Here is a 21,483-nt window from a genome sequence, read left to right as displayed (position 1 = left end):
CGGGACAATGCTGGTATAAGCTATAATAAGTTATTGAACATTTGAAGGGATGCAGGCAAATTATGACAAGTGCAATTATTTTAGCAGCTGGACAGGGGACTAGATTGTGTCCTTTGACAGAAAAAACTCATAAATCGCTTTTGACTATTAATAAAGAGCCGTTTTTAGAAAGAACGATAAAGTTTTTAATAGCGGAAAAAGTTGAAGAAATCATCATTGTAACAGGCTATTTAAACCAACAATTTGAGTATTTGGCGGAAAAGTTTAAAGAAGTGAGATTAGTTTTTAATGATAAGTATGTTGAATTAAATAATGCGTATTCATTATATATAGTACGAGATTTTTTAGCGGATAGTTATATACTTGAAGGTGATTTGTTTATTAAGGAATCTGTATTTAAGGATATCTCAACTGATACGTCAAATTATTTTGTGAAAAGATTAGACACAACAAAAGAAGAGTGGCTTGTTACAACGGATTTAAATTCTAAGATAGTCGATATTAGGGTAGGACAGGTTTGTGGTAGCGATTATATTTCTGCTGGAATTACGTATTTAAATGATGCAGACGGTCATACTTTGAAAAATGTATTTGAAGGCTTGGATTTTGTTTCACTTTCACCGAATTTATATTGGGATACGATTTTGAAAAATAACCTTGAGAATTTAAATGTTTATGTAAAGATCATTCCAGAAAATTTAGTTTATGAAATTGACGATTTAGAGGATTATAAAAGCTTATTAGAAGAATTTAATGAATAGGTATGGTGTTTTTATGAAACGAACTGTTTATGAAACAATTATTTGTGGCGGTGGTCCAGCCGGTATGTCTCAATTAATTTATTTTGATGCTCAAGGTCAATTGGCAGAAGAATTAAATCGAGGAATTTGTGTCATTGAAAACAGACGAATTGTTGTCAGGAAACATTAAGAAATACAAAATATCTGCAAACTCTAAAGGAGGGGCTTTGTTTGAATTTTTATCTGAACATTCTTTAGTACAACAGTATTTAAATAAAGAAAAGCTTAGTGAGCAAATACAAAGCTATTGTGATATTGCCCTAGTTTGCATGATATCGGAGTACTTTATGGGAAAATCGGTAACTTTTTAGAACAGTGTATTAAGCAAAACCCAAATAGTGATGTATATAAATGCGCAACAGTTGAGCAGATACATATTTGTGAAGAGGGACTTTTCAAAGTAGTATTTAAGCAATTCGGGTGTGTAAAGGAAGTTTGGGCAAAAAATGTTCATGTCAATTTAGGTGGGGTGCCGAAAACTTTAAATCTGGATGAAGATGACCGTTATGTGCATTCTCATTATATATTGACGGAACAAAACGAGCATTTAGAAGAACTATTTACGTCAAATGATAGTCTTAAAATTGCGATTGTCGGTAATTCACATAGTGCTATGTCAGTTTTGAGTAAATTAAATGAGCGTTATAGCGTCATTAATTCATCAAAATATAGCTTTGATCTATATGGAAAATCAAATTTGAAATTATACTATTCAAGTATGGAAGATGCACTATTAGATGGATATAACTTCACAGAGGATGATATATGTCCTGTTACACAAAGGGTTAATCGTTATTCAGGAATGCGTGAAGAATCTTTCTTAGTAGCAAAGGCTATTTTGAACGAGACCATTAATAATGTTACGTTAAAAAGAGTTTATTTCAAAGACAATGCAGATTATGATTTAATTATTGAATGTCTTGGATATAAAACAAATTTAATTCCGGTTTATAAGAATGGTAAGCAGATTCAGTTTGAAGTGAATAATGGAATTTTAAAAACAGATACCCACTTTAGACCTGTTATGAAAAATCAAGAGTCCATTGACTGCTTTTACAGCTACGGTTTAGGTGTTGGAATCGGTTTAACTGAGGTTAGTGGTGGTGAAAAATCCTTTACGGGAAATATCGATGGGATATGGTTATATCAGCATTATGTTGCTGAAATTATCACAGAACTCAATAAAAAAGTTTTGGAAGTAATATAAAGTCATTTACAACTCAAACACTGGAATCGGCCAACCGTCAAGCAAATACGGTATGTCAGAAGTAATTAAACTGTATTACCCATTCGAAGAAGAGTTCTAATGGGTTGAAGGGTAACGCTGCTAAATCGTTATTTGCACATTTGAGATGGGAGCAGCACCTCCTAAAAATGTATACATCAATTATACTTAGGAGATACTGCATTTGTTTGAGGGTGCTTAAACAGTGTGATATTAACTATTAGTCCTTTTGGTTTTTCTGCTTAGTTCATAAGATTTTGGGATTACTATTTGTAACGATGCTAATCAATTTCAATACTCAATTAGTTAATTACCTTATTTGTAAGTGAATGGTACTCACGTAAAAAGTTTTTCGCACGACTGTATCGTGTTGCTGCATATGATCCGAAATCAGCTCCGCCGGCTTCCTTCATTAATCCCCAAATTGTCCATAAGAAGTCAATGAAAATTTTATTCATTAAGACTCTTGCTGTATCTTCATCTGTAACTATGCCATTAAAATAAATTGTTAAGAATAGCTCTTCTTCAGCTGAAGTTAACCCAGCTTCTATCGCATACATAGCGATATCCCACAAAGGATCGTTCATTCCCGCGTACTCCCAGTCGATTAAATACATTTTATCCTCGCTACTTTTTACAAAATTTTCTGTGAGGGGATCGATATGGCAAGGTGCTAATTTAAAATCAAGAGATAGATATTTATCTTTTAAATCTAAAACTTGCCGTTTTACTTCTTCGTAGTCTTCTGGAAGTTGACCTTTTAATTCTTTTAATACTGTTTCATATTCAGTAATCTTTTCAAACACATTAAATACTTCTACAAACTCCTCCCCGGACATATGAACTTTGCGAAAAGATTGAGCAACTAAGATAATATTGTCTTCACGTCTCCCGGTTTTCGGATTAAGGGTTTCTCCATTTTGAATATATTCAACAATTTTCAATCCATTCTCTTCATTAAAATAAAGAATATTTGGGTTCACACCCAAAGCACTAACAATTTCAGTGTTCACTTTTTCGGCGTATCTATTTAAGTACCTTTCAGTGCCTTTTCCAGGGAATCGAACTGCATAATCCTTTGAGTCAATCGATACTTTATAATTTCGATTTGTTAAGCCTCCAAGTGGCTCCATGGAAATGACACGCTTTACATCAATCGATAAAGCGTCCGCAATTATATGCTTTAATTTATCTTCTTTAAACTTTTCCTCTTTTACTTTTAGCAACGTATAGATTTTATCAGTGACTTTAAAATAATGCTCTTTGTTGTCAATTTCCGACCAAATCAATTCAGGAAGCTTTAAATACCCTAAATTAACCTTGCGGGAGACATTCAGAAGTGTATATTCATAATTGATAAAAGGGTTTTTGTTCTCCTTATAAATTTCAAGCATTTCAATAAATACTTCATAGGAAATCTTAGTGATTCCAACCATTTCACCATCTATTTGATTTAGACGATGTTTATCCTTTGAAATTTCATAAACATAACCATTTCGTAATTCAATTAACGCCTCATCACCTGAACCGCTTTCTTTTGTGATAAGCATGCAATCACGATCTTTATGATTCAATAATTCAACAAATGCTTTTTCTTCAATTAAAATATCATCTTCCACAAGTATAAAATCGTCCGTAATATATTCCGCAGCATATGCCAATGATGCCATGCTGCCTGTCCATAAATATCGAGGATTCTCAATAAAGATAATGTTTTCTTTTCCTTTAAGGCCTTCATAGTTTTCAATTTTTTCTTTTTTGAAACCTGTAATAATAATGATCTTTTCGACATCATTTTCTTCTAAGCACGAAACAGTTCGTTCAATCAGGTTTGTACCTTGAATATCAAGTAAGCATACAGGCATATCAAAATCTTTTCTTTCTCCAGCTACTAAAATAACAGCTTGAGTGACTTTCTTTCTTTCATTAGAATGAAGCAATACTTTTGTTTCCTGATATTGTTCAAGCTCGTTCAATAAATAATTTTTACCCAATTTAGTAACTTGGTAATGGTGTTTTATTCCTGATTTTCCAGTTTCAATAAACCCGTCTTTAGTCAACTCATTTAACGTATAATTCACTTTTCCAATTGAAAGATTGCACTCATCTGCCAAATGCCTTTGATTAACATCAGCATTCTTTGATAAAATCTCTAAAATTTTAAACTTATGCATATGTAAATCTCCTATCCTTGTTCAATATTTGAACAAGGATAATTGTAGTAGAATAATCAAATAATGTAAATAACAAACTTCAACTTTTATTACTAAATGGGAGGAGTGAAAGATTTCGCTTTCGTGGTGGATGGAAGAAGCATCCAAGTAATTGATCAATGACCCAAAAAAGAATCTAACATTTAATGCGAAGATTGGAAAGAGAGTTCGACTTTGCGGGTTGATTTAAACAATTTTTATGTAATTGATATTCACCAAGAAGTCAATTAGTCTGACCATTGCTTATTTTAACTGGAAAATTATGATATCATTAGTATTAATTCGGGTGGCGTTAAATATTGGACATGGCGTTAAATTATCATGAATTCAGCTTGCATAGGTACTAACAAATAAAAATAAGAAGTAGTATTTTGGAATAACCTCAAAGGAGTGGAAATATTACCAGGTTCCCATTGAAATCGGAATTGTTTTAGAACCTGGAACCTAAACCTATATTGCTGGAACCTCCTGAGAGCTCTTCTGCCACAGCGGAACTGGAAACGGTAAACGTGACGGCTTGAAAAACGAAGAGATTGGACAATCAGCTGCGAAGCCCCTGTCGGGAAACCGTGGGGAACGTTCAACGACTAGGATATACCGTCTAAGGCAATCGCTATGACGATGAAATCCGTAGGGTGTTACGAGTCGTAACATTCGAAGTGCCCAGCCCCTACAAGGTAACTTGAGGGTGAAGATATAGTCTATACCATGATTGAAAGACATGGAGGCATAGCAAGCCAATTAACAACCACAAGGCGTACTTCAACTTCTACGTTAATCTGGTTAATAAAACGCGGTCCGGGATTATTCGGATTGCGTTTTTTAATTGAATTGATTTAAGACAGAGTGAATTGTACAATGAAGTCCTTGTTTATATATTTCAAACTGGTGAAATTTATATTAATGGTTGACATCTTAGTATCCATTTAGCGTACTAATCAGAAAGGACGTTTTATATGGCTATATATGAAATAACAATGATGTACGGAATAGTTCCAATTTTGGTTACTTTAGTAGGTGGGCTTTTACTTAAAAATTATTTGCCTAATTACATGAATGAAAAAGGTAAAAACCATGCAACTAAAGAGGATATTGCTGATATTACGAGGAGAACAGAAGAAGTAAAATCTGAATTTCTTTCGAAATTGGAAGTAGAGAAAAAAGAAATAAATATTGAAATTGAAAAAATGAAATTGGAACAAGGTCAGATACTAAAGAATTTTGAGCTTTACACTCAGAAACGGCACGAGTGTTATCCGGAACTGTATAAGTTGTTAGAGATTGCAACGGTCAAATTAGGCAGTTAAGAGGTCAAAGAAGAATATTGACATTTGCCAACGCCACGGTCGCCGACGTTGAACAATTTATGAGGGAAAAAGATTTTACGGGGTATGATATAGAATTTGTTGTAAATCACTGGGATAATAATAATACCGCTGCCCTTGAAAGATTAAACTATAGATTAATAAGAATAGAATATGAGAAGGCAAGGGAAGACTTTATTACGGCAAATGATTTCTTTTTCTATAATCAAATTTATTTATCCGATGATGTTGAACAAATTGCTGATGAGTTAAGAGAAAAATTACATGACTTGTGGGTAAATTACGATTTAGATATAGGTTCATCAATTTCATTAGAAAAGAATGAGAGATTGATTCAACAAATTGATTTGAAAAGAAATGAATTAAAGATTACCATGAGGGAAGAGCTTAAAAGTATATAAAAGTGTCGGAATGTAGGGAATAATATCCGATTCCGAAAAGCTTATAATTATTCCCACAAGACAGTCGGATAGTGAAACTGAAAAATACTAGTCTCTTTAAAACACTTAAGGATTTGGGAGTCGCAGTTTCAACGGGCCCTGTTGTTGGATTCAGGGTAAAGGAACACTTGCGTATGACGTCCGAAGAGGGGACAGTACCGCTTCTTTATCCAATTCACATCGAACGCCAAGGTGTAAAATGGGTTAAAGATTCCGCATGGATAGAACCAGTTTATCTGACAAGTAATCGTTATTTACACCAAAAACTAGGAGAAATGACACTTCAAATAGAATTTGAATATCTTGCCAAAAGAATGATTAAGTATAAACAAGCATTAAATTTAGCTACACTTTGAAGCTACCATTAAGAAAAGGTGCTAAGGAATATATTGACTTTGACTCTTTGTGTAAAGAGCATTCACCTAATACAGCAGTATCACTAGAAAAGTATTACATATAAAGTAAATGTAAAAGAAAAATAAAATTATAATAAACCCGGTATACACTAGGTTAAATTAGGAAGGAAGAGGGTCCCTTATGATCTTAAAGTCCAATATACCGGCAATAAATACGTTAAACAGAATGAAGATCAATAATAACAAAGTAATGGCTGGCACAGAAAAATTATCATCCGGATTAAAAATAAACAGGGCTGGTGATGATGCCGCTGGTCTAGCCATATCCGAAAAAATGAGGGCGCAGATCCGCGGTTTAGAAAAGGCACAACAAAATATTCAGGATGGCATATCTCTTATCCAAGTAGCAGATAGCGGAATGGCAGAAATTCAAAGCATGTTGCAACGGATCAGAGAATTATCAGTCAAGTCTTCAAGTGACACGCTCACAAACGAAGATAGGGATCCGATACAAAACGAAGTAACAGAATTGGTAAAAGGGATAGATACAATAGCGAATAATACTGAATACAACGGCTTGGTATTGCTTACCGGGGAAAATGCAAAAGAGGGAAGTTCGGCAACATCGGATTCTTTAGCCCAATATGTTCACCAGATAACAGACACCAATGGTATAAATGACAAATATTCTTTTAAAGGCACTAATTACGCTAGTGCTATAATAGACTTTAGTAATATAAAATCAGCAAGTGAAGTTTCCAATCTAGTTGGAAAGGGAGTTCATTATACATGTGCTACCTGTACAAAAGCTTATAGTATTAAATTTGTAAATGGCAATCCGGATACGTCTAGACTGAATGATTTCAATCCTGTAATGGAAGTAGATGTGAGTGCAGTTATATATGGAGTTGACTTGGTGGGCAGTATTATAGAAAATGCGTATGGTCAATCAGGTTTTCAATATGACCCGATAACGAAAAATATACCTAGTTCTGCTACAGGATTTGTTGATCACTATTCACAGTTAGCCGTTAATGGAGGAAAGATATATATATATGATAATAGACCGGGACATGCAGAAGAAAAATGGCCTGCCGCTGATGGTCGGGGAGTATTCAATCATAGTGTGTACGGTGAGACTGAAGTAGCTAAAGGAAAGTTTTTATATGTGGATATTCAGGCAGGCAGTAATACGGGGCAGAGTATGAGGTTGGAAATTCCAAATGTAACAAGTCAGGAATTGGGCATAGAAAATTTGTTAGTAAATTATAGAGACAGTGCGATTTCGGCAATAACTCAAATTGACAATGCGATAAGCAAAGTTTCAAGCGCCAGGGTAACGGTAGGTGGATATCAAAACAGATTGGAACATGCTTTTAATAATATTTCTTGTTGCAAATTAAACTTATCAGATGCTGAGTCTCGGATCCGTGATGCTGACATGGCCAGCGAAATTATGAAGCTTAGTAAAGACCGAGTCATTTTACAAGCATCTCAAGCCATGATGGTGCAGGCAAATCAAATCACGCAAGGGATATTGCAACTTTTGAAATAGTGAAAGTGAATTTCAGGTCCCAGGTCTCATTGAATTCGGAATTGTTTTAGAACCTGGTACCTAAACCTTACTTTAAATGGGCTGAAGTATCCTTGCCATTAGGGAGTAGATATAGTCTGACCTTTTAGTAATAACGAGAGAAGTCGCAATCAAGCCAACAACCACAAGGCGTATTACAACTTCTACGTTAATCGTACCCTTGATATATTTTAAAAGAGACTTCTTCGCGGAAGTCTCTTTTTTATTTGCTTTATAGCTTTTTTTTGCAGAGTTCGTCTGCTTTGTTTACGTTGATCCGAAAATAAATGGTGATATTTCAGAGTTTCTATAACCTATACAAAAAATATTCCACCACCCTGTATCCTTTCCGAAAAAAACACTCTATATAGTAAGTGAAAGGACTGTTCATAAAATCTTAATTTGAGGTGAAGGGAAAATGGATCAAGGTTGGTTTAAAACTCATCGGTCACTGTGGGATAAGCCCATTTGGACGGAGGCGACGTCGGATCAGAAAGTGATTCTATTAACTTTATTGAAGATGGCTACATACAAGGAGCGGCAGTGGGAATGGAAAGGGAATCAGTATTCATTGCAGCCGGGACAGATGATAACGTCACTCCCGTCTCTCGTCTTACAATGCGGGAAGGGTATAACTGTACAGAAAATCCGTACGGCTCTCAAACGTTTTGCAAGATACGGATTTCTAACAGACGAATCAACGAATCAAAATCGGCTTATAACCATTGTAAATTGGGACGTTTATCAACAGAATGATAGCTTGGAAACAGCCGTTTCAACAGGCAGTCAACAGCCGGAGAACAGGCAGGTAACATCTAACAAGAAAGGTAAGAAAGAAAAGAATATAAGAACTAATTATCCAGCTGTTGTTTTTGATGAATCGTCCGATTACTATCAACTGGCATTGGCACTACATGAAACGATCAGTAGGAATCATCCTGACAACAGGAGACCCGATTTAGGGAGATGGGCAAACGATATGGAGCACATCGTTGAAAACGATCAACGGACAATTGAGCAGATTCAACATCTTATCAATTGGTCCCAGCAGCATCATTTTTGGCAGACGGTTATCCTATCCCCGGCAGCATTACGAAGAAATTGGGATCAGATGGTGGCACAAGTTAAACAGGAAGGCGAGCGTCGAAACGGACAAGTTTATCACCTCCCGAAAAGGCCAGTGGAAGAATTCCAGTTGGACTTGACGAAAGGGGAAGATTGGTTTTATCAAGAAGAAAACACTTCTGTTTAGCTGAAATAATGCCCATACTAACCGATATAAACAACAGCATCATAAACTTGGATTCGATGGAGGCAGTTATTTTGAAATTAATTATCGGTGAACAACAGATTGAGTATAAAGAGGTACCGTCAGTGGATGAAGTGATTGAGCTGATTAACGAAAGCGTGACAGAAGGGCGTTATTTCAGCCATTTTATTTCCGACGGTGAAGAAGTTTACGACGAGCATGAGGAGTATTTGGAGAGCAACTTAGACGAAATCAAGGAGCTACAGGTTGTCATTAAGACCGAAAAGGAATTTATGAATGATGTCCTTCTATCGGCTGAGGAATATTTGCAGCGTGCAATTCCTGATATGAGCGTGCTTGTCGAGGGCTTTAATCGTGTTCCGACAAGTGATACGTGGGACAGGTTTGAAATGCTACTTGGCGGGATGGAGTGGCTGAATGATATGCTGAAAGTAGTGACCACTAGTAAAGAACGTCCTTCAAACTGGGAACTATTCAATCAGCTGAAGTCCAACATGCAAGCGGAGCTGTTAAAGATTCGAAAAGCGATGGAAAAGAAAAACACCAATCAAATTTCAACAATAATCAAGAATAGTGTGTTACCGATTTTTACTCGTCTAAAAGAGGAATTTGGGAAGACGATCGATTCGGAGTTTGTTCGGAAGGATTTGAATTAATGATGAATCAAGATCCAATGTATTACGTATCAAAACTTGAACTAAAACCGCATCCGGAAGGCGGGTATTATAAGCAGACGTTTGTTTCGAATGAACAGGTAACCGATGAGGAATTATCGGTTACGTATGATGGGAAGAGAAAGCTTTATACGAGCATTTATTTTCTTTTAACGTCTACGGATGTGTCGCATTTTCATCGGTTGAAGTCAGATGAGTTGTGGTATTACCACGCGGGAAGTTCATTAACCGTACATATACTCCACGAAAATGGGACATATGAAGAGATTAAGCTTGGGCTGAACCTTGAGCAAGGGGAAGTCCCCCAGGCACTCGTTCCGAAAAACTCAATCTTTGGATCATCTGTTATGGAAGAAGATGCATTTTCTTTAGTCGGGTGCATGGTGTCTCCGGCTTTGAATTCCAAGATTTTGAGATGTTTACACGGGAAGAGCTGCTGTCAAAGTATCCAGAGCAAGAGGAAATCATTATGAAATTAGCTTATGAAGTGCTTCCGGAATAAAGGGCGTACTTTGAGAGATGTCTACCTAAAATTGGGTAGGTGTTTTATTATTGCAATTTCTTCTGTCACAAATCCGCTAACATAATTTGAAATTAGTTCAAATTCCTACGAACAAACTTATAAGTATTAACAAAACACGAACCTGCCAGTATCCATCAAAACTGGCAAGTTGGTGTTTTTTATTTACTTTCCCTAAATGTAACCCAATTCAGAACCTTCTTATGATAAACTAACTACTAAGAGAAATTAACGGGAGTATGGTGACAAAACCCATATTTCATCACAAGGGAATGTTTCTATGAATTACGAGATTCGCAAAGTAGATGAGCAGAATAGTAAGGATGTGTTAGAACTCTGCGTTTCTGAAGGACAGCGGGGATTCATTGAGTCTCCAGCAGAGTGTTTGAAAGATGCAGAGGAATGGCCGGAATTTCGACCTGTCGGGTTGTATGTTGATGGTCGGTTAGTTGGCTTTGCGATGTATGGAGCGCTGCTGGATAGCGGGGGTGGACGCAATTTGTGGATGGATCGGCTACTTATAGATGTACGTTTTCAGCGTCAAGGGTATGGCCGACGTTTCACGGAGCTACTGATTGAGCGCATGCTGTCGGAATACGGCGAGCAACCTATCTATTTGAGTGTGTATGCGGATAACATCGGAGCGATTCGTCTTTATGAAAACTTGGGGTTTGTGTTTATTCACGAGTATGATTCGGATGGAGAGATGATTTTCCGGAAGTCGTTTTAGTTTAAAGAAGGCAGCATTGTGAGTTAATTGTTTGCCGTAAAAATAGAAAAAATAATGTAACTGGGGATTGTTTAAAATGACCGAAATGCATAAAAAACCGACCATACTTATGTTAGGTACATTTCATATGGGTGAGACTGCGGACGTCTACGTCACAGAAACGGATGACTTATTTTCAGAGACGAGACAAAAGGAAATCAAGGAGGTCGTAGAACGGTTATCTGCATTCAAACCGACGAAAGTTGCTGTTGAGGTGGAGAAGAAGTGGGATGCAGCGCTTAATGAAAAGTATGATGCGTACATAAACGGCGAATATGAGTTGGAAATGAACGAAGTGTTTCAGCTTGGTTTTAGGGTTGCGAAAGATGCGGGACTTCCGAAAGTGGATGCAATCGACTGGATGGAGAAGGGCTGGGGAGAAGGAGTTCAGGGGAGGTCTACGAATGGGCGAAGGCGAATCAGCCGGAGTTATTCCAAGAAACTTTTGGATGGCTGGAGGACGGCCATGATTTACTTGCAATTGGGGACCGTACTATGAAAGAATGGCTAACTAATGCCAACCACCCGGATGTGATTAGCCAACACCATCGCATGAACCTGAACATCGCCCGAATAAAAGAAGCGAATTCATATGTCGGCATCGACTGGTTGGTCTGGTGGTATGAGCGGAATTTGATTATGTTCTCTAATTTAATGGACTTAGCATCTTCGGGTGATGAACGGATTTTGTTCATTGTTGGATCGGGCCATGTTGAGATTGTTGGGAATTTCCTACGTGAAAGCGGGGAGGTTGTACTTGAGCCTGTGCATCCGTATTTAGTTTGAAGGGTGCCGTAATGATAATTAAATTTATAAGATGCCTTCCTACCCCTGCAATTTTAGGTAGTGAAGGTGTCTTTTTGATTTGAAGCTTGAGCATTTTTGCTTTATAAATAAAAGCGATAGCACAAACTAACAATCCCTTATTTTCATCAACGTTGCCTTATTCCCCCGAAGAGTATATAATTGAAGTGAGAACAAATGTTTCCATTTTCCCTGATTATGCCAATGAATGTTAACTTGAATTTTGATATGATTACAGTAAATATTATTGAACATCTTTGATTGAACAAATAGACCGATTAAATAGGATAGGAGGGTGAAATATGGAAGAAAAGATAAGCCAACAAATGATCTTGCAAGCGATTATGGACCTTTCAAGTCAGGTTGTAGATCTTTCAAGTCAATTGAAAGATACGAAGGATGAATTGAAAAGTGAAATTGCAGAAGTTAAGGCTGATGTAACGATCTTGAAAGAAGATGTTTCAGTCATTAAAGAAGATATTAAAAGCTTGAAAGAAGATATCGAACGGCTCGATGATAAAGTCTCACTGTTCGATGGAAAGCTGGAAGTATTAGCAGATGACATCATAACGATGAGATCTGATGTGAAGCGGCTTAAAAAGGCTAAATAAACTTTGAATTAAAAACCACCTTTCGAATTTTCTTGTGAAAATTGGAAAGGTGGTTTTTTGGATAGCAAATGAATTAAGGAATTTTTGTTTCTTCTTGTGGGTATGAACCTTGATGTTTAAGGGTATAGAGGAGGTAAACAGCGAAAAGAGTGATGCGGTTATGTTTGGGAATGAAGACAAGTATATAGCGCCGGATGAAGCGGTCGATGCGATTGAAGATTTTGCGGGAAGGTACCCAGGCTATCGGCGGGCGCATGCGAAGGGAATTGCTTTTGACGCAGAATTTGTGCCGAACGGGAATGTGGCATCCTTGACTAAAGCGCAACATTTGCAAGATGAAAAAGTTCAAGCTGTTGTACGGTTTTCCCATAGCACCGTGAAGCCTGATCCGCCTGAATGGCTTGTGCCGATCAAGGGGATGGCGGTCCGGTTTTCATTGCCGAATGGCGGAGTTACGAACTTGACGATGGCGAATGTACCAGTGTTCATCACGAAGACGCCTGAAGCGTTTGTCAGGTTGCTAAAGATGATGACGAAAGGTGAGCTGTCGTGGCGTGAAAAATGGCGTGTCCTTCGGAAAGATCCTGAATATCGGACGGTGCCAACCCTCTTGAAGCAATTGAAGCCAACTGCGAGTTTTGCGGAGGAGACGTACAATGCGCTCCATTCGTATTACTTGGTGAACGAGCAAGACAAGCGGCAGGCTGTACGGTTCAGGTGGGTGCCCGTCCTTGAAGAGGATAAGGGATTGCCGGCCGGGCGCATGGATGATTTGGAGGCTGAGCTGATAGAGCGTATGAAAAGCGGTGATGTGCAATTTCGCCTGATGGTTAGGGTAGCAGGAGAGGGTGACCTCGTAGATGATCCAAGTGTCAGGTGGCCGGATGAACGGCCGATGATCGAAGCAGGAATTGTGACACTGAAATCAGTAAGGGAAGACGCAGCGGAGTCCCTCGTTTTTGATCCAACGATGGAAGTGGAAGGGCTTGAATGCTCGGATGATCCGATTCTCCGATATCGGTCACCAGTTTATGCGGAATCGTCGGATAGGCGATTACGGGAGGAACGGTTGCCTAAATAATAGTGGTTCAGTAAGACAGCCTAAAAAGTCTGCAGTTTACGGATTTTTGGGCTGTTGATGCTTCTTAAAATGAAACCAATTTTAAATTTACGTGTGGATTTCAGGTGGGAAGGGCATTTCTTATAGCGACAATTCTCTTCCATCACCAAGCAGTAGGGTGGTGTTTTTTTATTACGATCCAAACATGTCATTCAATTCAGAACCTTCCTATGATAAAATAGTTAGAAAGAGATATTAATAGGGTAGGTGAGAATCGATGCAGACAAAACCTATATTGCTTTCTAAACTAATGCCTCCGACCCCGTCCGCGACGTATATGCGTAGGGCTTCGTTCGTAAAAAAGATGAAGATGGCTGAAAAGGTGAAGCTGACGTTGTTGCATAGTGGTGCGGGTTACGGGAAGAGTTCCGGGTTAGCCGCTTACTTTCATGACACGCGGGCGTTATATAGCTGGTTTTCTGTCACGGAAGCGGATGACGATATCCTCCCATTCATTACTTATTTGACTGAAAGTATCCGGCGGGTTTGTCCGCATTTCGGAGACTCCCTATCCGAGTGGGATGACCCTGATATCTATCCGAGGGAACTATATCTTGAGCGCTGGCTTGCTTTGTTCATGAATGAGCTTTTTGAATTGGAAAAGCCATTTTTTATCGTTATCGATGACTTCCATTATGTAGACCACGTTTTTCAGATCAATTATTTAATCGAAAAGATGATTGGCTTATTGCCGCCACAAATCCATCTTGTCGTTGCCACGCGGAATCGTCCGCGCTGGTCGGGTTTGGTGAAATTGAAACTGACGGGCCAGTTAACCGAATTGGTGGAAGAAGATTTCCTATTTTCCGAGGAAGAAGTTTCGGTTTTCTTTGAGGATTATTTCGATCAGGTTTTGACGTCTGAAGAGGCGGCTTCCATTATCCAACTGACGGAAGGCTGGGCAATCGCAGTCAACCTGCTTGCGATCCATGTCACTGATGCGGAAGGTGATTTATCTGTTGAAATGAAACCTGCATTACAGGATCTGTTCGCTTATCTTTCGGAAGAAGTTTTCAATCGGATGATGCCGGAAGAACAGGAGTGGGCATTGGCGTTTTCCATGTTCCCGATGTTTTCAGAGGAATTAATTAAAGACTTTTATGGAGAGCAAGCCGCATTGATTCTCAAGGAACTCGCGGGTAGACATGTGTTTATCCAGTCAATCGGTGAAGGCATCTATCGCTACCATGCACTTTTTCAACAATTTTTGGAGCGGAAATGGCTGACGGTTGATAAGCAGCAATATGAAGTGAATCAAAAGAAAGCAGCGGAACTATACCTCCATCGGAAGGAGCAGATTCCAGCTATATCTCACGCACTCAAAAGCGGTGACACAAATTTCATCGGCAAAACCATTTTGGAAAATGGCGCTGCATTGATCAAATCTGGGCAGTTCGAATGGCTACTGGAAATCCTGAAGGGGCTCAGTTTCGAAATGCGGGAGATTTATTATCCCCTTTACTATTTTGAGGGAGAGGCCCATCGGTACCGTGCTTTTTACGAGAAAGCAAGGGAGGCTTATTCGAAATGCATCCAGATTGCCGAAAAGCTCGGCGATGATTATTATGCGGGCAGGGCGAATGCGGGTATTGCGCATATTTACTTGGACACGATCCAACCAGGATTGGCTGAATCTTATTTAATGAATGCGATTCTTTTGGCGGAAAAAAGTGAGAAGACCACGCCTCTCGAAATGGAGTTATTGAAACGGCAATTTGCGGAGAATCTGGTCAACTTGGGCAGAGCATCGGCGGCGGCGGAATGGGTTGAACGGGAAATTCACGATAAAAGCATTTTGCGAGAAGGAAATTTGGATGCACGGATTGCGTTGAGAAGGGGCAAGTTAATTGAAACTCAAGCTATATTGTCTTCAAGGGTCGACGATTCCACACTACCCGATGCACATCGCGAAACAGACGTCTTGCTTTCTTTGATTTACGTGATGACAGGCCAAACAGAGCAGGCTATGGAAAGTGCTGCGAAGGGAATCCGGTTAGGTGTCGCGGAAAAGTCCGGATTCATCGAAGCTGTTGGCCGCATTCGAATGGGGCATGCGAAAATACTTGCCGACCCTACCGATTTGATCACACCTAAAGAGTTTTACATACAGGCGATAGAGCGAATGGACGAGTTGAATGTATCACGCGGCAACGCGGAAGCTTATATGGGTTTATCCATATTGACTACAAGGGAAGGGAATTATTCCGAAGCGATCCAATACGGAAAAGCAGGTTTGCATGAAACGGAACGTGTAAATGATGGTTGGTTGTCTGGATTAATACATGTCGGTTTGTCGATCGTCTACTTTTACGCGCGGAATGAAAAGGAAAGCGAGAGTCATTTACAGGAAGCGGAGCGAATATTTAAGGAATGCGGGGATCACTATGGGGAGATGGTCGTTGCATTTTGGTTCATGGCCATTTATGACCGATTGGATAATGATGATTTATTCAGAGCGTATTCAAAACAATGCTTCTCCCTAATGATGACCCATCATTACTCATTCTTTTTATCATCAGATACTATATTTGGCCCGTTCGATCGCCAATCCATCCATCCATTGGTGCTTAAGGCGGCGCGCCTGCTACCAACAGAAGCAGGTATCCAACAAGTAGTCCACTTCCTGCAACTTGATGAGGTCGTTTCTCATCCCGGCTACAAATTAGATGTACGCGTCTTAGGACCTTTTACAATGTATCTTGGATTCGACGAGGTTGATGAGCGGAAATGGCAGCGGGATAAAGCGAAAGAACTTTTCCTTTATTTACTTTTAAATAAAAATCGATATGTCCCGAAAGAAGAAATCATGCAGGCATTATGGATGGATGCCGATGAAAAAAGCGCTGACCGAGACTTTAAAGTAGCATTGAATGCTTTATTAAAAGTAATCGAACCGGTACGAAGCGCAAGAGAACCGTCATTTTTTATCTTACGTAAACAAACAATGTACCGGTTGAATCCAAGAGCCGAAATCCGAAGCGACTTGGATCAATTCAATCAGTTCATGGAAAAAGGACTTTCAGAAAAAGACGCAAAACAAACGGTCGAATCCTTAATGAAAGCAGCTTCACTGTATAAAGGAAAACTATTCGAAGAAAAATTATCGGTCGAGTGGATCGCCCATCAACGCGATCAAACCGAACAGCACTTCATCCAAGTAATCGAGAGGCTCGCCCAATCCTTCACCCGACTACGCGAGTATGGCAAAACAATCGAATGGGCAGAGCGGCTATTGCATATCGAACCAACATGGGAAGAAGCCTACCGCTTACTTATGTACGCACACTACCAACTCCAAAACCGTCCACAATCAATAAAGTGGTACATGAAATGTAAGGCCGTTTTACAAGAAGAATTCGCAATTGAACCAATGGAAACAACCGAGCAGATGTATCGAATGATTATGAACGAATTATGAGGAAGCAGATTATGTCGCTTCCTTTTTTTGATAGATCCTATAATTAGGGGAAGTTAATGGGAAGTTATTGTCTGTCTATGGGAAAACTTCAAGGTTTTACGGGAAGTCATCCCCGTTCTATGGGAAGTTGTTACGGGTCTATAGGAGGTTTCTGGTGTTCAATGGGAAGTCATCTACATTCTACGGGAAGTCCCAAGTAATTTCATTCACGCAGGTCTTTGTATGAAATTGGGGACCTACTGATGCGCCAAGTGCCTTTTACTGATAAAGCCCTTAAATAAAGAAGTTACTAATTGATTAGAATTAGTTGATTGCAGCGGAGGGCGGCGAAGTGCAAAGATGTGCTCTCAACGCTTCGCTTTTGTTCGCAAAAGCCGTTCTTCGTAACGGCTTTTCCTGCGGGATTTAGCGCGAATGGTGAGACCCGCAGTGGAGCGAAGCGACCGAGGAGGATCACCCGCGCCCCGCGGAAAGCGTCCGCCGAAGCGAAAATCAACGACCAATTTTAACCTTTGCCTTAATTTCTGCAAAGAGCGCAGAAATACGGCAAATCGAACTCTTCGTGGTTCGATTTGCAACTGATTTGCAACTATCATCGAATAGAGTAATAGACAGAAAGAAAGCGGTTACAAAAACAGATGGAGAGAGGAGTTGCAGTATGAAGAAGAAATCATGGTTGTATTTATTGGTCGCAATGATGCTGGTCATTATGGCGGCTTGCAGCAAATCCGATGGAGGGGAAGCATCCACAAAGACGGATGACGACGAAAAAGCAACAAACCAGTCAAATCAAAACGAAGAAGAAGAGGAAGAGGAAGAATTAGGCACAATCAAAATCGGTGTCCTCGCATCCCTTACTGGCGCCCTTGAATCATACGGAAAGCAAACTAAGCAAGGCTTTGAACTTGGTCTTGAGTATGCAACAGGCGGAACAATGATAGTCGCAGGCAAGAAAATTGAAGTCGTCTACGAAGACACAGAAACAAAACCAGAAGTCGCAGTACAAAAAGCAACAAAACTACTTGAAGAAGATGAAGTCGACTTCCTTGTCGGATCATCCAGCTCTGGTGACACACTCGCCGTTCTTCCACTTGCTGAAGAATACGAGAAAATCATGATCGTCGAGCCGGCAGTTGCGGATAGCATTACAGGTTCAGAGTTCAACCCATACATTTTCCGTACGGGACGTAACTCATCGCAGGATGCTGTCGCTGGAGCTGCGGCGATTGCTGGACCAGGAGTGAAAATTGCTACATTTGCACCGGACTATTCATTTGGATGGGATGGAATTGCAGCATTCAAAAAAGCGGCTGAAGCTTTAGGAGCAGAAGTCATCATCGAGGAATTCGCTGATCCAGCTGCAACTGACTTCACTTCGAACTTGCAAAAGGTCATTGAAGCAAAACCGGATTATATGTTTGTCGTTTGGGCAGGTGCAAACTCGCCTTGGAACCAAATTGCTGATTTGAAGATGCAAGAAAAAGGCATCAAGATTTCGACTGGTGCACCGGATATCCCGGCACTATCCATCATGGAGCCACTTGTAGGCATGGAAGGATTCTCAGTTTACTACCACACGCTTCCTAACAACCCAATCAATGATTGGCTAGTGAAGGAACATAAAGCAAGATACAACGGTGAAGTTCCGGATCTATTCACACCGGGTGGTATGTCAGCAGCAATCGCGATTGTAGAAGCATTGAAGAAATCAGATGGCGATGCTAACGGCAAAACGTTGATAAAAGTAATGGAAGGCATGTCTTTCGAAACACCGAAAGGGAAGATGACTTTCCGTGCGGAAGACCACCAAGCATTGCAAACACTTTACTCTATTAAACTTGAAAAGCAAGAAGGCATTCCGTATCCAGTGCCTGTACTTCTCAGAGAATTGTCACCTGAGGAGACTGAGCCACCAATCCAGAATAAGTAAAAGAAAGAAGGACAGTTTGTACTGTCCTTCTCAATTGGATGAAATCCCCCTGTTTCATCCAATCGAGAAGGGCTGAACAGGTGGAAGGAGGAAACAATATGGAACCGATCATTAAAACAGAAAATTTGACGATTCGCTTCGGTGGACATACGGCAGTTTCCAAAGTGAATTTTGAAATGCCTGCCAAACAGTTGAAGTCTATCATCGGTCCGAATGGGGCAGGTAAGACTACATTTTTTAATTTGCTAAGCGGAGAACTGAAGGCAACAGAAGGCGATGTCTATTTCAAAGGGGAAAATATTACTTCAATGTCTTCCGTCGCACGAGCGCGGTTAGGTCTTGGACGTTCATTCCAAATTACGAACGTATTCCCGAATTTGACTGTACTTGAAAATGTACGCCTTGCGGTCCAATCAAAGGAAAAGATCCGGTATCAGATGTACCGGCATTTCACTCATTATAAAAAGCTGTTGGAAGAGTCGCAAAGGCTGATTGGGGTTGTCTTGCTACAAGGGAAGGAACACGCAATCGCGAGCCAGTTATCCCACGGAGAAAAAAGGAAGTTAGAGATCGCGATGCTTTTGGCGCTTGATACGGAAGTACTTTTATTAGATGAACCGACTGCTGGGATGTCGCTTGAGGAAGTGCCAGCCATCCTTGATGTCATAAAAGCGATCAAACAGACGGGCGATAAGACGATTCTTTTAATCGAACATAAAATGGATATGATTCTCGACCTATCGGATTCGATTATGGTGCTTTTCAACGGCAAACTCCTTGCAGACGGAAGCCCTGAGGAAATCATGAACAACGAGACGGTTCAAAAACGCGTACCTGGGAGGCTTATATGATGAAAACCTTGCTGAAAGTTGAGGGAATCCATACGTTTATCGGGCAATATCATATCCTTCAAGGTGTTTCATTTGAAGCGCGTGAAGGGGAAGTGAGTGTGCTGTTAGGGCGTAACGGGGCTGGGAAAACGACGACATTGAAAACAATTATGGGATTGACACCCGCTTCGAAAGGGACAATTTTTTTTGAGGACAAGGACATCAAAAAACAGCCTACATATACAATAGCCAATACAGGCATCGGGTATGTTCCGGAAGACCAAGGGATTTTCGCCGATTTGACCGTCGAGGAAAATATGAAAGTAGCAATGCGTAAAGAGGATGATGCAACACTTGCCCGACAGGAATATGTGTTGGATCTCTTTCCTGATTTGAAGACGTTTTGGAAAAAAGATGGAGGGCATCTGTCGGGTGGACAAAAACAGATGTTGGCGATGGCGAGGGCTTTCGTCCATGAAAGCAAGTTGCTGTTGATCGACGAACCTTCGAAAGGTCTTGCTCCTATTGTCATCGAGAAAGTGATGGAAGCTATTACGGAAATGAAAAAAAGCACGACGATTGTGCTTGTTGAACAGAATTTCATCATGGCAAGCAGGATTGGGGACCGGTACACACTTATCGATGACGGTGCGACGGTGCATGCGGGTGAGATGAAAGATTTGATAGGGAATGAAGAATTGAAACGAAAATATTTGGGAATCGGGTGAAGGGGGTTGCACGATGGAATTACTTATCAATTTGACGGTCAATGGCTTGGCAACGGGCATGCTCATCTTTCTACTTGCTTCCGGATTGACCCTTATTTTCGGTTTGATGAGCGTGTTGAACTTTGCGCATGGTGGATTGTTTGCCTGGGTGCCTATTCCGCGGTCTGGTTTTATTCGCTTACCGGTAGTTTTATTCTTGGTATTTTAGGTGCTATCGTAACGGGGGCAGTCCTTGGATTCATTACAGAGAAGCTTATCATCACGCCGGTTTACGGGAATCACGTTCAGCAGATTCTTATAACGCTTGGATTCATGCTTGTGTTGGCGGAGCTGTTGAAAGTTGTTTGGGGGCCCAATCAAATACGGGCGATAGTGCCACCGAAATTGGAAGGTAGCTGGGAATTTGGGGATGTCCTTATTATTAAGTACCGATTATTCATCATTATCGTCGGGTTTGTTATCTTCGGCATTTTTCAATACATGTTGCAAAAAACGAAAATCGGTCTTGTTGTCCGTGCGGGCGTTATGAATAAAGAAATGGTGCAGGCACTTGGCATTAACATTAAACGCGTATTCCTATATGTATTCATGACTGGTGCGGCACTTGCAGCACTCGGTGGTGCACTGTTTGCCCCGTATTCCGGTGTCATCTATGCAGAAATGGGATTTGAATTTGCGATTTTGGCGTTCATCGTTGTTGTTATCGGTGGAATGGGCAGTTTTTCTGGATCGCTATTAGCCGCTATCCTTGTAGGGTTAGCGGGAAGTTATATGGCCTATTACGTTCCGGCACTTTCACTTGCGGTCAATATGATGCTAATGGCAATCGTATTAATCTTCCGTCCGCAAGGGCTATTTAGGGCAAAGGGGTGACGGC

17 protein-coding genes and 4 pseudogenes are annotated in these 21,483 nt (G+C 40.1%); 20 read left to right on the top strand and 1 reads right to left on the bottom strand.

Annotation, left to right across the window (positions count from 1 at the left end; genetic code table 11):
• Nucleotides 1-62: 62 nt before the first annotated feature.
• The 3 genes from QNH10_RS17990 to QNH10_RS17980 all read left to right on the top strand — a co-directional run bounded on the left by QNH10_RS17990 (nucleotide 63) and on the right by QNH10_RS17980 (nucleotide 2,007).
• Complete coding sequence (locus QNH10_RS17990; protein WP_283732657.1) at nucleotides 63-761, top strand: sugar phosphate nucleotidyltransferase; 699 nt, start codon at nucleotides 63-65, stop codon at nucleotides 759-761.
• On the top strand, nucleotides 754-930 hold the full coding sequence (locus tag QNH10_RS17985) for a hypothetical protein (protein ID WP_283732656.1): 177 nt from the start codon (nucleotides 754-756) through the stop codon (nucleotides 928-930). The genes QNH10_RS17990 and QNH10_RS17985 overlap by 8 nt, the downstream gene beginning before the upstream one ends.
• Before the next feature lie 135 nt (nucleotides 931-1,065).
• The gene (locus tag QNH10_RS17980; protein ID WP_283732655.1) at nucleotides 1,066-2,007 is read left to right on the top strand and encodes a SidA/IucD/PvdA family monooxygenase; all 942 of its coding nucleotides are present in this window, start codon (nucleotides 1,066-1,068) and stop codon (nucleotides 2,005-2,007) included.
• 320 nt (nucleotides 2,008-2,327) lie between these two features.
• On the opposite strand, the gene QNH10_RS17975 is transcribed toward QNH10_RS17980, so the two are convergent.
• Nucleotides 2,328-4,199 carry a phosphocholine cytidylyltransferase/choline kinase family protein gene (locus QNH10_RS17975; RefSeq protein ID WP_283732654.1) on the bottom strand — a complete coding sequence of 624 codons (1,872 nt, stop codon included), beginning with the start codon at nucleotides 4,197-4,199 and terminating at the stop codon, nucleotides 2,328-2,330.
• A 995-nt stretch (nucleotides 4,200-5,194) separates the two neighbouring features.
• On the opposite strand from QNH10_RS17975, the gene QNH10_RS17970 reads away from it, so the two are divergent.
• The 17 genes and pseudogenes from QNH10_RS17970 (at nucleotide 5,195) to QNH10_RS17890 (ending at nucleotide 21,479) form a co-directional block, all read left to right on the top strand.
• A complete protein-coding gene (locus tag QNH10_RS17970; RefSeq protein ID WP_283732653.1) occupies nucleotides 5,195-5,545 on the top strand; it encodes a hypothetical protein in 351 nt (116 codons plus the stop codon).
• Between the two features lie 17 nt (nucleotides 5,546-5,562).
• On the top strand, nucleotides 5,563-5,964 hold the full coding sequence (locus QNH10_RS17965) for a hypothetical protein (protein ID WP_283732652.1): 402 nt from the start codon (nucleotides 5,563-5,565) through the stop codon (nucleotides 5,962-5,964).
• A 71-nt stretch (nucleotides 5,965-6,035) separates the two neighbouring features.
• A complete protein-coding gene (locus tag QNH10_RS17960; RefSeq protein WP_283732651.1) occupies nucleotides 6,036-6,359 on the top strand; it encodes a hypothetical protein in 324 nt (107 codons plus the stop codon).
• Nucleotides 6,360-6,540: 181 nt separating this feature from the next.
• Complete coding sequence (locus QNH10_RS17955) at nucleotides 6,541-7,914, top strand: flagellin N-terminal helical domain-containing protein (protein WP_283732650.1); 1,374 nt, start codon at nucleotides 6,541-6,543, stop codon at nucleotides 7,912-7,914.
• Nucleotides 7,915-8,350: 436 nt separating this feature from the next.
• Complete coding sequence (locus QNH10_RS17950; RefSeq protein ID WP_283732649.1) at nucleotides 8,351-9,184, top strand: phage replication protein O; 834 nt, start codon at nucleotides 8,351-8,353, stop codon at nucleotides 9,182-9,184.
• Between the two features lie 71 nt (nucleotides 9,185-9,255).
• Nucleotides 9,256-9,858, top strand: coding sequence for a DUF8042 domain-containing protein (locus tag QNH10_RS17945; RefSeq protein ID WP_283732648.1), 603 nt, complete (start codon nucleotides 9,256-9,258; stop codon nucleotides 9,856-9,858).
• Nucleotides 9,858-10,378: pseudogene (locus QNH10_RS17940) on the top strand (cupin domain-containing protein). The gene QNH10_RS17945 and the pseudogene QNH10_RS17940 overlap by 1 nt, the downstream one beginning before the upstream one ends.
• 298 nt (nucleotides 10,379-10,676) lie before the next feature.
• Nucleotides 10,677-11,126: a GNAT family N-acetyltransferase gene (locus tag QNH10_RS17935; RefSeq protein WP_283732647.1), complete on the top strand. Its 450-nt coding sequence runs from the start codon at nucleotides 10,677-10,679 to the stop codon at nucleotides 11,124-11,126.
• Between the two features lie 76 nt (nucleotides 11,127-11,202).
• Nucleotides 11,203-11,475 (top strand): annotated as a pseudogene (locus QNH10_RS21285) (DUF5694 domain-containing protein); the annotation flags it as partial.
• A gap of 47 nt (nucleotides 11,476-11,522) precedes the next feature.
• The gene (locus tag QNH10_RS17925) at nucleotides 11,523-11,951 is read left to right on the top strand and encodes a DUF5694 domain-containing protein (protein ID WP_430541128.1); all 429 of its coding nucleotides are present in this window, start codon (nucleotides 11,523-11,525) and stop codon (nucleotides 11,949-11,951) included.
• Nucleotides 11,952-12,271: 320 nt separating this feature from the next.
• Entirely contained in the window at nucleotides 12,272-12,580 is a 309-nt protein-coding gene (locus QNH10_RS17920; RefSeq protein ID WP_283732645.1) for a hypothetical protein, read from the top strand.
• A gap of 112 nt (nucleotides 12,581-12,692) precedes the next feature.
• Nucleotides 12,693-13,661 carry a catalase gene (locus tag QNH10_RS17915; RefSeq protein WP_283732644.1) on the top strand — a complete coding sequence of 323 codons (969 nt, stop codon included), beginning with the start codon at nucleotides 12,693-12,695 and terminating at the stop codon, nucleotides 13,659-13,661.
• A 256-nt stretch (nucleotides 13,662-13,917) separates the two neighbouring features.
• Complete coding sequence (locus QNH10_RS17910) at nucleotides 13,918-17,118, top strand: AfsR/SARP family transcriptional regulator (protein WP_283732643.1); 3,201 nt, start codon at nucleotides 13,918-13,920, stop codon at nucleotides 17,116-17,118.
• A 658-nt stretch (nucleotides 17,119-17,776) separates the two neighbouring features.
• Nucleotides 17,777-19,048, top strand: coding sequence for a substrate-binding domain-containing protein (locus QNH10_RS17905; RefSeq protein WP_283732642.1), 1,272 nt, complete (start codon nucleotides 17,777-17,779; stop codon nucleotides 19,046-19,048).
• A 98-nt stretch (nucleotides 19,049-19,146) separates the two neighbouring features.
• Nucleotides 19,147-19,921: pseudogene (locus QNH10_RS17900) on the top strand (ABC transporter ATP-binding protein).
• The gene (locus QNH10_RS17895; RefSeq protein ID WP_283734686.1) at nucleotides 19,899-20,606 is read left to right on the top strand and encodes an ABC transporter ATP-binding protein; all 708 of its coding nucleotides are present in this window, start codon (nucleotides 19,899-19,901) and stop codon (nucleotides 20,604-20,606) included. Before QNH10_RS17900 ends, QNH10_RS17895 begins: the two are co-directional and overlap by 23 nt.
• 13 nt (nucleotides 20,607-20,619) lie before the next feature.
• Nucleotides 20,620-21,479, top strand: a pseudogene (locus QNH10_RS17890) (branched-chain amino acid ABC transporter permease).
• Nucleotides 21,480-21,483: the final 4 nt, after the last annotated feature.

The organism is Sporosarcina thermotolerans (assembly GCF_030067815.1).
GTDB lineage: Bacteria > Bacillota > Bacilli > Bacillales_A > Planococcaceae > Sporosarcina > Sporosarcina thermotolerans.
This window is presented reverse-complemented; position numbering and strand designations above follow the sequence as displayed.